The organism is Acidovorax sp. LjRoot74, assembly GCF_964254355.1.
GTDB lineage: Bacteria > Pseudomonadota > Gammaproteobacteria > Burkholderiales > Burkholderiaceae_C > Acidovorax.
In genome coordinates, this window is record NZ_CAXUTI020000001.1 from 4200774 (window position 1) to 4212033 (window position 11260).

General features: G+C 65.7%; 18 protein-coding genes. All 18 read left to right on the forward strand.

The window, feature by feature from the left end:
• The first annotated feature begins 1 nt into the window (after nt 1).
• Nucleotides 2-1780: an integrase gene (locus ACSQ3O_RS20075; RefSeq protein ID WP_436140226.1), complete on the forward strand. Its 1779-nt coding sequence runs from the start codon at nt 2-4 to the stop codon at nt 1778-1780.
• Complete coding sequence (locus ACSQ3O_RS20080; RefSeq protein ID WP_436140227.1) at nt 1777-2970, forward strand: ExeA family protein; 1194 nt, start codon at nt 1777-1779, stop codon at nt 2968-2970. The genes ACSQ3O_RS20075 and ACSQ3O_RS20080 overlap by 4 nt, the downstream gene beginning before the upstream one ends.
• A 3-nt stretch (nt 2971-2973) precedes the next feature.
• Entirely contained in the window at nt 2974-3156 is a 183-nt protein-coding gene (locus tag ACSQ3O_RS20085) for a hypothetical protein (RefSeq protein ID WP_436140228.1), read from the forward strand.
• Nucleotides 3153-3416: a hypothetical protein gene (locus ACSQ3O_RS20090; RefSeq protein WP_436140229.1), complete on the forward strand. Its 264-nt coding sequence runs from the start codon at nt 3153-3155 to the stop codon at nt 3414-3416. The genes ACSQ3O_RS20085 and ACSQ3O_RS20090 overlap by 4 nt, the downstream gene beginning before the upstream one ends.
• A complete protein-coding gene (locus tag ACSQ3O_RS20095; RefSeq protein ID WP_436140230.1) occupies nt 3413-4024 on the forward strand; it encodes a hypothetical protein in 612 nt (203 codons plus the stop codon). The genes ACSQ3O_RS20090 and ACSQ3O_RS20095 overlap by 4 nt, the downstream gene beginning before the upstream one ends.
• Nucleotides 4021-4569, forward strand: a complete 549-nt coding sequence (locus tag ACSQ3O_RS20100) for a hypothetical protein (RefSeq protein WP_063463301.1) — start codon at nt 4021-4023, stop codon at nt 4567-4569. The genes ACSQ3O_RS20095 and ACSQ3O_RS20100 overlap by 4 nt, the downstream gene beginning before the upstream one ends.
• Nucleotides 4569-4787, forward strand: coding sequence for a hypothetical protein (locus tag ACSQ3O_RS20105; RefSeq protein ID WP_436140231.1), 219 nt, complete (start codon nt 4569-4571; stop codon nt 4785-4787). The genes ACSQ3O_RS20100 and ACSQ3O_RS20105 overlap by 1 nt, the downstream gene beginning before the upstream one ends.
• Nucleotides 4784-5053, forward strand: coding sequence for a hypothetical protein (locus ACSQ3O_RS20110; protein ID WP_436140232.1), 270 nt, complete (start codon nt 4784-4786; stop codon nt 5051-5053). The genes ACSQ3O_RS20105 and ACSQ3O_RS20110 overlap by 4 nt, the downstream gene beginning before the upstream one ends.
• A gap of 320 nt (nt 5054-5373) precedes the next feature.
• Nucleotides 5374-5619, forward strand: coding sequence for a hypothetical protein (locus ACSQ3O_RS20115; protein WP_436140233.1), 246 nt, complete (start codon nt 5374-5376; stop codon nt 5617-5619).
• Between the two features lie 5 nt (nt 5620-5624).
• On the forward strand, nt 5625-6059 hold the full coding sequence (locus ACSQ3O_RS20120; RefSeq protein ID WP_436140234.1) for a regulatory protein GemA: 435 nt from the start codon (nt 5625-5627) through the stop codon (nt 6057-6059).
• Complete coding sequence (locus ACSQ3O_RS20125; protein ID WP_436140235.1) at nt 6060-6455, forward strand: Mor transcription activator family protein; 396 nt, start codon at nt 6060-6062, stop codon at nt 6453-6455.
• Between the two features lie 89 nt (nt 6456-6544).
• Nucleotides 6545-7738 carry a peptidase gene (locus ACSQ3O_RS20130; RefSeq protein WP_436140236.1) on the forward strand — a complete coding sequence of 398 codons (1194 nt, stop codon included), beginning with the start codon at nt 6545-6547 and terminating at the stop codon, nt 7736-7738.
• Nucleotides 7739-7769: 31 nt separating this feature from the next.
• Complete coding sequence (locus ACSQ3O_RS20135) at nt 7770-8705, forward strand: hypothetical protein (protein ID WP_436140237.1); 936 nt, start codon at nt 7770-7772, stop codon at nt 8703-8705.
• A 2-nt stretch (nt 8706-8707) separates the two neighbouring features.
• Nucleotides 8708-9139 (forward strand): hypothetical protein, encoded by a 432-nt coding sequence (locus ACSQ3O_RS20140; RefSeq protein ID WP_436140238.1) that lies wholly within the window; start codon nt 8708-8710, stop codon nt 9137-9139.
• 6 nt (nt 9140-9145) lie between these two features.
• Nucleotides 9146-9472, forward strand: coding sequence for a capsid cement protein (locus tag ACSQ3O_RS20145; RefSeq protein ID WP_436140239.1), 327 nt, complete (start codon nt 9146-9148; stop codon nt 9470-9472).
• 8 nt (nt 9473-9480) lie between these two features.
• Entirely contained in the window at nt 9481-9987 is a 507-nt protein-coding gene (locus ACSQ3O_RS20150; RefSeq protein WP_436140240.1) for a phage protein Gp36 family protein, read from the forward strand.
• Entirely contained in the window at nt 9987-10469 is a 483-nt protein-coding gene (locus ACSQ3O_RS20155; RefSeq protein ID WP_436140241.1) for a phage tail terminator protein, read from the forward strand. The genes ACSQ3O_RS20150 and ACSQ3O_RS20155 overlap by 1 nt, the downstream gene beginning before the upstream one ends.
• 4 nt (nt 10470-10473) lie before the next feature.
• On the forward strand, nt 10474-11241 hold the full coding sequence (locus ACSQ3O_RS20160) for a hypothetical protein (RefSeq protein ID WP_436140242.1): 768 nt from the start codon (nt 10474-10476) through the stop codon (nt 11239-11241).
• The last annotated feature ends 19 nt before the right edge of the window (nt 11242-11260 follow it).

Genomic DNA, 11260 nt, shown 5'->3' on the forward strand with positions numbered 1-11260 from the left:
CATGTCGCTCAACCCCGTGATCGTCGGCCGCCTGGCGCAAGTGCACCAGGCCGCACAGGCGGCTCCACGCGGCGGCAAGCAGGCCATCTATGCGGCGGCTTGCGCCGAGCTGGGAATGAGCAAAGCCACCTTGCACCGCCATCTTGGAAAGATCACCGTGAAGCCAGAACGCAAAAAGCGCAGCGATGCAGGCGATGTGTCGCTGACCCGCGATGAAGCCGTGGCCATCAGCGCCGCGCTCATGACCAGCCACCGCAAATCCAACAAGCGCCTCATGTCCATCGGCCAGGCCGTGGAAGTGATGCGCGCCAACCGCGAGGTGCGTGCTGAGCGTGCCGACCCAGCCACCGGAGAGCTGGTCCCGCTCAGCGATAGCGCCATTGCTCGCGCACTGCGCCACTACAACCTGCACCCTGACCAACTCAACCGGCCCACGCCCGCCGTGGAACTGAAGAGCCTGCACCCCAACCACGTCTGGCAGGTCGATGCCAGCCTGTGCGTCCTGTACTACCTGAACGCCCGCACCGAGGCCGAGAGCGGCCTGCAAGTGATGGAGCGGGACAAGTTCTACAAGAACAAGCCCGCCAACCTCAAGCGCATTGAGGCTGACCGCGTGTGGTCCTACGAAATCACCTGCCATCACAGCAGCAGCGTCTACCTCCAGTATGTGATGGGCGCAGAGAGCGGCACCAACCTGGCCGACTGCTTCATCAACGCCATCCAAAAGCGTGAGGGCGACCCCTTTCACGGTGTGCCGTTCGTATTGATGATGGACATGGGCAGCGCCAACACCAGCGGCCTGTTCACCAACCTCGCCCGGCGTCTCCAGGTCAAGACCATCCCCCACGCCCCGGGCAACGCCCGCGCCACCGGCCAGGTCGAGAAGACCCGCGATCTGATCGAACGCAGCTTCGAAAGCGGCCTGCGCCTGCGCCCGGTGCTCGACCTGGCCGAACTCAACGCACAGGCCCAGCGCTGGGCCCGCTGGTTCAACGCGACCAAGGTGCACAGCCGCCATGGCAAGACCCGCTCCGAGGCGTGGATGACCATCACCGCCGATCAACTGCGCGTGGCGCCACCGGTCGAAATCTGCCAGGCACTGCTGACCGAGTCGCCCGAGACCCGCAAGGTGACGGACTTCTTGACTGTCTCCTACAAGGGGCGGGAGTTCGATGTGCGTGGCGTACCAAACGTGATGGTGGGCGAGAAGCTGCACATCACGCTCAACCCCTGGGTGCTGGACGCCGCCATGGTGGTGGATACCGATGCCGACGGTAACGAAGTCCTCCACAGCATCCCTCTGGTCGTTCGTAACGAAGCCGGTTTCCGCGCCGATGCAAACGTGATCGGTGAAGACTGGAAGCGCCCAGCCGACACCCAGCTGGAAGCCAACCGCAAGGAGGTGGATCGCTTCGCCTACGACGCCACAACGGACGCCGAGGTCGAGGCCAAACGCAAGGCCAAGGCCGTGCCCTTCGGTGGCCGTATCGATCCAGGCAAGGTCATCGACCAGGCGCCCGAGCGCACCTTCATGCCACGCCGTGGCACTGACCTGGCGCCAGCGGTCACAACCACCCGCACTGCAGCCCCCGAGCGCGTGCTGAACGGCTTTGAAGCCGCCGCCGAGTTGCGCCGCAGGGGCTTGGAGATGACCCGCGAGATCACCGCCAACCTGCGCGCCTGGTACCCCGAGGGCGTGCCGGAAGGCGAGCTGGACGCACTGCACGCCCGCCTGACGGTGCGCAGCGGCCTGCGCGTGGTGGCAGGGGGGGCGTCATGAGCTTGGCCTCCTTGTTCGACGCTCTGGGCGTCAGCCAGGCACAGGTCCGGCGCGACAGCGGCCTCAGCCGCTCGGCACTGAGCCGCCTGGTTGTGCACGGTGTGTGGCCTGCCCGTGGCGAGACCACGGCCCGCAAATCCCTGGAGAAGTGCTTGCGCAAGCACGGCGCAACCCCTGCCCAGTTGCTGGCGCTTTTTACGCCCGCAAAGAAGTTGGCCCCGGCGAGTTCGTACCTCGACGGGGCCGCCCCTGAAGTCCCGAAACCAACCGAAACCCCCGAGGAGGAAACCATGCTACTGCAAAACGAATCTCTGTCCCCTGACGCCCGCAAGCACTTCAGCCTGCCGCGCAACCCGTTCCTGGACGATGTGCAGAGCCCAGACGACGTGCACCAGACCAGCAGCGTGCGCTACGTGCGCGCCACGCTCACCGACTGCGCCCAGCATCACGGCTTCGTGGCTGTGGTGGGCGAGAGCGGTGCGGGCAAGACCACGCTGGCCGAAGACCTGGAGGAGCGCATCAAGGCCGACAAGCGCGACATCGTGATCATCCGCCCCTATGTCCTGGCCATGGAGGCCAACGACCAGAAGGGCAAAACGCTCAAGTCCAGCCACATCGCCGAAGCCATCGCCGCAGCGCTGGACCCCCAGCTCAAGGTCAAGAGCAGCCCAGAGGCACGCTTCCGCCAGGTCCACGAGCTGCTCAAGTCCAGCCGCCGCGCAGGCCGCCGCCACCTGCTGGTGATTGAAGAGGCCCATTGCCTGCCCAGCGCCACGCTCAAGCACCTCAAGCGCTTTATCGAACTCAAGGACGGCATGCAGCGCCTGGTCGGCGTGGCCCTGATCGGCCAGCCCGAGCTGCGCGACCGCCTCTCCAGCCAGAACGCCGAAGTGCGCGAGGTGGCTCAACGCTGCGAGATCGTGGAACTGGAGCCGCTCGATGCCGAGCTGGAGGCCTACCTGCGCCACAAGTTCGCCCGGTTCGACCTCAAGTATGAGGACGTCTTCGCTCCCGACGCGGCCGACGCCATCCGCGCCCGCCTGGTGCACATCCCGCGCGGTGGCAAGCCCACCGACGCCCGCAGCGAGTGCTACCCCCTCGTGGTCAACAACCTGGTCTGCCGCGCAATGAACGCTGCCGCCCGCGCTGGCTGGCCGCAGGTGGACGCCCAGGTCATCGGGAGCTGCTGAGCCATGCACAGCTACCACATCACCATCACCATGACCGACGCCAGCCAGGGCGTGCACGTGGGCCTCTATCAGCACGGCGCAGCTGCTGCCTTGCGCGCAGCTGGCCTGTTTCCTGATGCGGCCAAAATCAACGTGCGCCGCCTCTCCACCGTGCTGCTGCGCGGCTCGCGCAAGGGGGCTGCATGAACCGCCCCCGCCGTTCCTGCCACGAGCTGGGTGTATGCCATGGCCGCAAAGGCCAGGGCTGCACCTGCCACCACGACACAGAGACGCTTCCGCCTGGCGGCTACTACTTCGCCCCTGGCGCCATCGACTGCCCCCGCCGCAGCAACAAGCGCCTCGCAGGCTGGCAGCGCCTGGTACTCGACGTTGCCGGGTGCCTGGCCGTGGCGGGCTTGATCGGCTTCATTGCCGGGGTCTTGCAGGCGAGAGGGTGGCCGCTGTGAGTGCAGACCTGTCCTGCCCCGTCTGCGGCACCGAGCTGGACCTGGCCGTGCTGTTCTGCCACGAGCATGACCAGCGTGCTCTGGCGCGGCTCGCGGACGTCAGCATCCCGCTGGGCGCCCGGGTGCTGCAGTACATCGCGCTCTTCTGCCCGCCCAAGCAGCGGCTGACTGCCGCCAAAAAGATCAAGTTGATCCTGCAGCTGCTGCCCGACCTGGAGCGCCAGGCCATCACCCACAAGGGGCGCGACTGGGCGGTGCCACTGCCCGCCTGGGCCCAGGCCATTGACCAGATGCTGGCCGCTCGCGATGGCGGGCGCCTGGAGCTTCCGATGAAGGGCCATGGCTACCTCTACGCGGTGCTCGCCAGCATGGCCGACAAGCATGAGGCCCAGGCCGAGCAGCAGCGTGAGCAGGACCACCGCGTCCGCCCCCAGCGCGACAACGTCCAGGTGCGCGGCCAGTCCTTGGACATCAGCATGGCCTTCGATGTGGCCGTGGGTGGAAAGGACCCAGCACTTGCCGACATCGAGAAGCGGGAGCGCGCCGCTGCACCTATCCCTTCAGACATTCGTGCACGCATTGAAGAACTCAAGAAAGGCAAACAATGACAACCCTCCAAGACATCCAGAAGCGTGCAACCGCCCTCAGTGAGTGCCGCGACCGACTCTCTACCCTGTTCCTCACGCTGCAGGGCAACCTGGACACCGTGAAGAACGGCTCCATGGCCGAGATCAAGCGTGTGGCCCGCCAGGTCGCCCGTGAGCACAACGAACTCGTGGCGGCCATCAACGCCCACCCCGAGCTGTTCGAGAAGCCCCGCACCTACGTGGTGGAGGGCATCAAGTTCGGCATGCAGGCATCCCAAGGCTCGCTGGAGTGGGCAGACGACGACAAGGTGTGCGAGCGCATCGCCGCCCTGGCCGCCGCAGGCGATATCCCGGCCGACCAGGTCGAGCTGCTTGTCACGGTCACCAAGAAGCCGGTGGCCAGCGCCATCCGCCAGCTCTCCCCCGACCTGCGCCGCCGCATTGGCGTGCGCCTGGAGGGAGACGGCGATCAGCCCCTGATCAAGAGCGTGGACAGCACCATCGAGAAGGCTGTCACCTCGGTCATCAACGCGGCCATCAAAGAAGCCCAAGCGGAGGGTGCGTGATGCGAACCACCCCCATCGACCGGGCCAAGGCCGCCATGGGCTACCAGACGGCCATGCAGCGCCCATGCTGCCGCAATTGCAGGCACGGTGAGCAGGCCCCACGCACCGGCGCCTACAACGACGTCTATCCATGGCGCTGCAACAAGGGTGGGTTTGGCACAACGGTACAGGCCGTTTGCAATGAGCATCAGCCGGCCCTGAAGGGCGGTGCAGCATGAGCGTGCAAGAACCCGTTCTCAACGCCTTTCAATCTGTCCGCCCACGTGGCATCGATGCACCGAGCGCAGGGCCTCGTCCGCACAACGTGGGCCGCGCGCCCAACCTGCTGCCGGGGTCTCAGCTGCGCGACATGGCCATGGACCGTAATGGTAAGCGCCTGGTGCCGCTGGCGCCGCGTTTGCACACCGGCATGGTTGTCGTGGGTCGTGAGCAAGACCAGGCCGCGAACGACAAACGCCGGGCGATGAAGCAAGCAGGCATCTGACCACACGCGCAACCGGCCGCCTTGGGGCGCGACAGGTCGGTGTGGCAAGCGGTGGGTGCCACGGTGATTCCACAGGCCGCAACTACCGCAGGTACCGAGCGCCACCGTGTTGATGTCCCCTTCCGTCACCACGGCCTCCACCCCGCAAGGGGCTGGCGCGGCGGCATCCGGTTTCCGGTGTCCGACAACACCGGTTCTTTTGAACACATCGAAGGCATCGGGAAAGGGCTGAAACCCGTCCCAAATCGTCCCAAATCAATTCTCCGGGGCAGTGGCGCCAAAGCGGCGTCGAGGCCCCCAAACGCAGCAGGATCAAAACAATGAACGTCGCCGCCTTTTTCCTCTCCAGCCTGGCCGCAGCCTTCGGCATGCTTGGCGCACTGCTGCTGGCCATGCCCGCCTATCCCGGCTGGGGCTTCGGTGCGTTCCTGGTCAGCAACATCGGCTGGCTCACGGTGAGCGCTTGGCAGCGCCAGTGGCCCCTGCACGTTCAGCAGTGGGTGTTCCTGGCTTGCAGCCTACTCGGGCTGTGGAACTGGTGGCTTGGCCCCCTGGTCCTCGGGTGATGACCATGGCAAATCACATAGCTGCCATCCACGTCCTCAAGTCCAAGCTCCAGCTGTCGGATGACGACTACCGGGCGCTGCTCAGAGGCCTCACGCAAAAGACCAGCACCAAGGAAATGAACGACCGCGAGCGCCAGCATGTGCGCGACCACATGCAGGGCCTGGGGGAACGCATGGGCGTTGCAAAAGCCCTGCCGCGTCGTACCACCGCACCGCGCAGCTTCGCAGCGGCAAAGGCCGCTGCCAGTCCGCGCGAACGCAAGGTGTGGGCGCTGTGGAACCAACTGGGTCGTGATGGCGTAGTGCACAACACCAGTACCACCGCCCTGAATGCCTGGGTGGAGCGCACGGTCCACGTGAGTGCCTTGCGTTTTGCCAACGAAGCCCAGCTGGACACCTTGATCGAAGCGCTGAAGGCGTGGAAAACCCGGGGAGCTTGAATGCTGGACGTTGCACAACTCGCCCCGCTGCACCAGCAGCTCGACACAGGCTATCCAGAGAACCTGCGCACGGTCGCGGAGTGGCTCTTTGTCCAGCTCGTGGAAGACGAGGAAGTTGCGCCCACCCCTGATCGCCTCTACAGGCTGGCGACACTGGCCCTGCGTCAGACCGAGCGGCTCAGCGCTGAAGAGGGCGGGCGCAACTTCTACCTGGGCAAGGGCCTGCGGTATCGTGCAAGCCTGAGAGACCGCGAGATGTACGAACGCTTCAACGGTCGCAACTACAACGAGCTGGCCCGCGAATACCACCTCACCCCCACACGCGTGCGCCAGATCATGGACGTCATGCACCAGGACGACATCAGCCGCCGCCAGGGCCGCCTGATCCTGGAATAGGTCGCCCCCTCGCGCGCATGAGGCGGGGCCTCAAAACGTTCAAGCGCTTGATTTAGTGCAAAGAGCCATGCCGCACGACAGTGCGGTCCATGCCTCAAGTCGCCCCCGCTTCCAAACCTCTGCATATCTTCAAGCCCGGCCGGTGGACAACCGTGGCCGGGGAAACGATCGAGTTCGGCGAGGCCGACCTGGCCGCAACTGCAGCGGCCTACAACCCCAAGATTCACAAAGCCCCCATCGTCAAGGGGCACCCTGTAATTGACGCACCTGCGCAGGGTTGGGCCGACCAACTGGTGATCCAGGCGCGCGGCCTGTACGCGGTGCCGGGCAAGGTCGATCCGGCGTTTGCCGAAGAAGCGCGAACGGGCCGCTGGGGCACTGTCAGCGCGAAGTTCTACCGACCTGATGCTGCCAACAACCCGGTCCCCGGGGTTTGGTATCTGCGCCACATCGGGGTACTGGGTGCCCATCCGCCAGGCGTGAAGGGCCTGGACGACCCCGAGTTTGCCGAGGCCAGCGATGACGGTTGTGTCTGCTTTGCCGAGGGCGTGGCCTTCGGCGAGTGGGATGGCATGACCAACGCAAACCTCTGGCGCAACCTGCGTGAGTGGGTCTTGAGCAAGTTCGGCCAGGAAGACGCCGACAAGGTGCTGCCCGGCTACGACGTGCGTGCCCTGGAGCTGGGCGCAGCCGAAGACATCAATGAAGCCCGCCTGGCGGCAGGCGCCCCAGCCGCGTTCGCTGAAGACGCGGCCCCCCTCGCTCCATCTACCAAACCTCAACCACCACAGGAGTCCGCCGTGTTGACTGCAGAAGAAGCCGCGCGTCTGCGCAAAGAAAACGAAGACAAGGATCGCGAGATCGCCGCGCTGAAGGCGGCCGACGCAGAGCGCAAAAACGCTGCTGTGCTGGCCGACAACGCGGCCTTTGCCGAATCCATGGCGAGCGAGGCCCGCATCCCCGCCGCCATGAAGGGCCAGGTCGCCGCCATCGGCGCCCAGCTGGCCGCCGCGCCGGATGTTGAGTTCGGCGAAGGCGATGCCAAGAAGCCGCTGCATGAGTCGTTCCGCGACTTCATCCGCGCATTGCCTCAGCAAGTCGCGTTTGGCGAGCAGGCCTCGCGAGATCGCGCCACGGTTGCGTCCGATGACACCACGCCGGTCGAGTTCGCCGAGGGCGCCGACCCCGAACGCGTGCAACAGGACAAGCGCATCCGCGCCTACGCCAAAGAGCACAAGGTGGACTACTCCACCGCCGCTCACGCAGTGATGCGCAGCAAGTAACCCCAACCCCCATTCTCAAGGAGAAAAATTCATGGGACGTTTGAGCAAATTGCGCGTGGTGGACCCGGTCCTCAGCGCGCTGGCCACGGGCTACAGCAACGCCGCCTTTGTAGGCGACCAGCTGCTGCCCTTTGTGACGCTGGACAAGGAGGGCGGCCAGATCCCGCGCTTCGGCAAAGAGGCGTTCACGATTTATCAGACTGAGCGCGCGCTGCGTGCCAAGTCGAACCGGATCAACCCCGAAGACGTTGATGGCATCGACATCAGCCTGGACGAGCACGATCTGGAGTACCCGATCGACTACCGCGAAGACGCCGAGGCCGCTTTCCCGCTGCAAGCCCACGCCACAAACCGCGTGGTGGAAGGAATCCGCCTGCGCCATGAAGCCATGGTGGCCAGCATGACGCAGAACCCAAACAACTACCCGGCGGGCAACAAGATCGCGTTGTCGGGCACCAGTGTTTTCACCCACGCGGACAGCGACCCTGAAGGCGTGGTGGACGATGCCAAGGCGGCCGTGCGCGACAAAGTGGTGAAAGAGCCCAACACCATGGTGATTGGCTACAAGAGCTGGCGCGCGATGAAGCGCCACCCCAAACTCAAGGCGATTTTGAGCGACACCCGCTCACGCCTCGTGCAACTGGCGGACCTGCGCGAGATCTTCGAGATCGAGAACATCGTGGTGGGCAAGGGCATCTACCGCACTGACGCTGGCGTGGCGACCGACCTTTGGGGCGGCACGCTGGTCTTGGCCTATGTGCCCACGGCAGCGCCCGCTGCTGCTGGCGACGCTCCCGTGCGTTCGGCCTACGAACCCAGCTTCGGCTACACCCTGCGCAAGAAGGGCAACCCGGTGGTGGACACACGCACCGAGGACGGCAAGCTGGAAATCATCCGCAACACGGACATCTTCCGCCCCTACATGCTGGGTGCTGAGGCTGGCTATCTGGTGTCGGGAGCGGCTTGATCATGGCAAAAGCTCCAGCCAAACGGGCCGCCAACGAGGCGCCCAAGCCCCCCGTCAACGCAAGCGTTCCAACGCCTCCCACGTCCGCCCCAGCTCCTGCAGCCACGGCCGCAGCGCCTGCACCCGATGAGGCGTCGGGCGGCCCAAAGGGCGACGACGCGCCAGGCGGTGATCTGAGCACCGCAGCTTCTGGGCAAGCCAGCGGGTCGCAGGATGCAGGCCAGACAGAGCTGCAGACCGACGCTGCGCCAGTCGCGTCTGCCGCCCCCCGTGACCACCGCCCGGATACGACTAAGCGTCCCTACGTTGTGGGCACGGTCCCCATCCGCCACAACGGCGAGTTCTACGGCGTGGGCTTCGACATCGAACTGACCACCGCCGAGGCCGATCGCTTGGACGGCATGGTGGTGCCACTGCCTGAAGACAAGGAGTAAGCAAGCATGCAAACAGAGAAGATCCTCCTGGCCACGTCCATCCTGGCCGCCGCTGCGCTGTCGCGGTTTCGCTGCGTGAATTTCGCGGGGGCGACTGCCGTGGCCACCGACGCAGTGCTGGGCGTGCCCAACGCTGACTACGCGGTGGGCGAGCAGGCTGGCGTCTCCACGCACGGCGAGATCCTGGTGGAGGCCGGTGCTGCGATCGCGGCCGGTGCCCAGGTGCAGCCCGATGCCCAGGGGCGCGTGATCACGCTCGCCGCTGGCAAGGCCTGGGGCAACGCCCGCGATGCCGCGACGGCGGCCGGTGACATCATCCGCGTGCTGCGCTGACCCGGACCATGGCTGGCTACGCCTCTATCTCCGACCTGGTCAACGCCGCGACCGACGGCTGGACCGAGCTGGCCCAGCGGTCTGCGCTGGATGCCGTGCTGGACGCCGAACTGCTGCGCCTGGTGGCCACGGCCGGAGACCTGAGCGACTGGACGCCCGAACAGATCGCTGTGGCGACTACCGCCCTGGCGCGTCTGCAGGACGCTCTGGACAAGGCCAGCCGCCACGCCGACACCTACCTGTTTCCACGCTACCGCTCGCGCATGCCTCTGCCCACCGACCTGGTGCAGGGTAGCAGCCTGCCTGGTGCCGTGGCGGCGATCGCGCTCAAGCGGCTCTACGGCACCTCGGTGCCCGAGGAGCTGCGGCGGGGCGCAGCCTGGGCCGACCAGTACCTGGTGGACCTGAGCAAGGGGGTCGTGAGTCTGGGCGGTGCGGACACCGAAGTCGCGCAGCCCGCTGGGCACATGGCCACGCGCGCGCCAGGCAGCGCATTTGACTGGGGGCGGTACTGATGTCCACTGCGTCGGCACTACCCCACCGCAACAACTTTCTGGAGCCCGAGCCGCACATCGTGGCCAGGCTCAAGGAGGCGCTCAGCGGCCTGCGGCCCCAGGTCCACGTGCTTACGGCGGCCGACCTGGCACAGGTACGAGAGGACGCCCAGCCCACCCCGGCCGTGCACGTGGTTTGGAGCGGATTCAGGCCGCTGGAATCCCGTGAGGACGGGGCGGCTGCGCGGCTGGATCACACCTGGCTCATCGTTTCTGCCGTGAAGAACGTGCGAACGGTGAAGACCGGGCAGGACGCACGGTCACAGGCGGGCGAACTCATGGCCCGTGCGGGCGAAACCCTGATGGGCTACCGGCCGCCCAACACATCGGGACCGATGCGGCTGGCGCCAGCGCCCACCGCTGGATTCAGTGGCGGGTTCATGTACCTACCGCTCGCCTTCTTGGTTGAGACGGTCTTTCAAAACGAGTTTTCACAGGAGTAGTCACATGGCAGTCGAAGTGCTCAAAAAGGTCTTTCGACCATCAATGAACGTTGGTAAGGTGTATGCCAGCGCATGGGGTTCGCCCAACCACCCAGCCCCAATCGGCAACGTGTTGGAGTTGACGGTGGAGCACACCGAGGATGTGCAAGAGCAGGAGGATATGACTGCACTCGGCGGCGGCACGCATGCCGAAGTGCGGCGCGTAACGAAGGTGAAGGTCAGCATGAAGCTGGCGGACCTCAACGTTGTGAACTTGGCTCGCGCCACCCTGGCTTCGGTCTCGGGTATCGACTCCGGGACTGTGACGGACGAGCCATTCACCGTCGCCTCCCTGGGTTGCCTGCTGCCACTGGAGCACATCGCTCCGACCAGCATCACGATCAAAAAGGGCGCCACGGCTGGTGCGGCTACACCGATAGACATGGCGGGCAACTACGAGCCCGGGGCGGCAGGCATCTTCCTGCCATCCAACGCCGCCGACATCGCCGTGGCCGACAAGCTGTGGGTCAGCTACTCCTACGGTGCCTACGCCGCCGTGGAAGCGCTCACCACCAAGGCCCCCGAGCTGCGCCTGCTGTTCGAAGGCCTGAACGAGGCCGACAGCGGCAAGCCCACCGTGGTGGACATCTGGCGCGCCAGCCAGGGGGTGACCAAGTCACTCGCACTGATCAAGAAGGGCTTTGGCTCCCTGGACGTCGAGGGCAGCGTGCTGCAGGACCCAACCAGGACCGGGGCGGGAATCAGCAAGTACTACCGCCAGCGCTTGAGCTGATCCAGACACGGCGCGCCAG

What these genes read in the sequence shown, in the direction of transcription:
- ACSQ3O_RS20075 (WP_436140226.1), top strand. Translation starts at nt 2, where the DNA reads ATGTCGCTCAACCCCGTGATCGTCGGCCGCCTGGCGCAAGTGCACCAG.
- ACSQ3O_RS20080 (WP_436140227.1), top strand. Translation starts at nt 1,777, where the DNA reads ATGAGCTTGGCCTCCTTGTTCGACGCTCTGGGCGTCAGCCAGGCACAG.
- ACSQ3O_RS20085 (WP_436140228.1), top strand. Translation starts at nt 2,974, where the DNA reads ATGCACAGCTACCACATCACCATCACCATGACCGACGCCAGCCAGGGC.
- ACSQ3O_RS20090 (WP_436140229.1), top strand. Translation starts at nt 3,153, where the DNA reads ATGAACCGCCCCCGCCGTTCCTGCCACGAGCTGGGTGTATGCCATGGC.
- ACSQ3O_RS20100 (WP_063463301.1), top strand. Translation starts at nt 4,021, where the DNA reads ATGACAACCCTCCAAGACATCCAGAAGCGTGCAACCGCCCTCAGTGAG.
- ACSQ3O_RS20105 (WP_436140231.1), top strand. Translation starts at nt 4,569, where the DNA reads ATGCGAACCACCCCCATCGACCGGGCCAAGGCCGCCATGGGCTACCAG.
- ACSQ3O_RS20110 (WP_436140232.1), top strand. Translation starts at nt 4,784, where the DNA reads ATGAGCGTGCAAGAACCCGTTCTCAACGCCTTTCAATCTGTCCGCCCA.
- ACSQ3O_RS20115 (WP_436140233.1), top strand. Translation starts at nt 5,374, where the DNA reads ATGAACGTCGCCGCCTTTTTCCTCTCCAGCCTGGCCGCAGCCTTCGGC.
- ACSQ3O_RS20120 (WP_436140234.1), top strand. Translation starts at nt 5,625, where the DNA reads ATGGCAAATCACATAGCTGCCATCCACGTCCTCAAGTCCAAGCTCCAG.
- ACSQ3O_RS20125 (WP_436140235.1), top strand. Translation starts at nt 6,060, where the DNA reads ATGCTGGACGTTGCACAACTCGCCCCGCTGCACCAGCAGCTCGACACA.
- ACSQ3O_RS20130 (WP_436140236.1), top strand. Translation starts at nt 6,545, where the DNA reads ATGCCTCAAGTCGCCCCCGCTTCCAAACCTCTGCATATCTTCAAGCCC.
- ACSQ3O_RS20135 (WP_436140237.1), top strand. Translation starts at nt 7,770, where the DNA reads ATGGGACGTTTGAGCAAATTGCGCGTGGTGGACCCGGTCCTCAGCGCG.
- ACSQ3O_RS20140 (WP_436140238.1), top strand. Translation starts at nt 8,708, where the DNA reads ATGGCAAAAGCTCCAGCCAAACGGGCCGCCAACGAGGCGCCCAAGCCC.
- ACSQ3O_RS20145 (WP_436140239.1), top strand. Translation starts at nt 9,146, where the DNA reads ATGCAAACAGAGAAGATCCTCCTGGCCACGTCCATCCTGGCCGCCGCT.
- ACSQ3O_RS20150 (WP_436140240.1), top strand. Translation starts at nt 9,481, where the DNA reads ATGGCTGGCTACGCCTCTATCTCCGACCTGGTCAACGCCGCGACCGAC.
- ACSQ3O_RS20155 (WP_436140241.1), top strand. Translation starts at nt 9,987, where the DNA reads ATGTCCACTGCGTCGGCACTACCCCACCGCAACAACTTTCTGGAGCCC.
- ACSQ3O_RS20160 (WP_436140242.1), top strand. Translation starts at nt 10,474, where the DNA reads ATGGCAGTCGAAGTGCTCAAAAAGGTCTTTCGACCATCAATGAACGTT.